Genomic DNA, 254 nt, shown 5'->3' on the forward strand with positions numbered 1-254 from the left:
GCGGCCGTCGCAGAGATCGAGGCCATCGACGGGGTGGACGCCGCCGCGATCGCCGAGGAGACCGATGAACTGGCGCGCATCGACGTCACGCTCGACGCCAGCGCCGAGACCCCCGAGGCCTATGCCGCCATCAACGCGATGCGCGCCGCGCTGAACGACGTCGGCGCCGGCGACGGACTGGTCGGCGGGCTCGACGCGCGCTCGCTCGACGTCGCCGACGCGCAGGCCCGCGACCAGGCGCTGGTGATCCCGCT

General features: G+C 74.4%; 1 protein-coding gene. It reads left to right on the forward strand.

The window, feature by feature from the left end; translation table 11 throughout:
- The coding region (locus QRT08_RS18490) for a hypothetical protein (RefSeq protein WP_286047466.1) at positions 1-254 on the forward strand (254 nt) is incomplete at both ends.

Source organism: Halalkalicoccus sp. NIPERK01, from assembly GCF_030287405.1.
In the GTDB taxonomy this organism is placed as follows: Archaea; Halobacteriota; Halobacteria; order Halobacteriales; family Halalkalicoccaceae; genus Halalkalicoccus.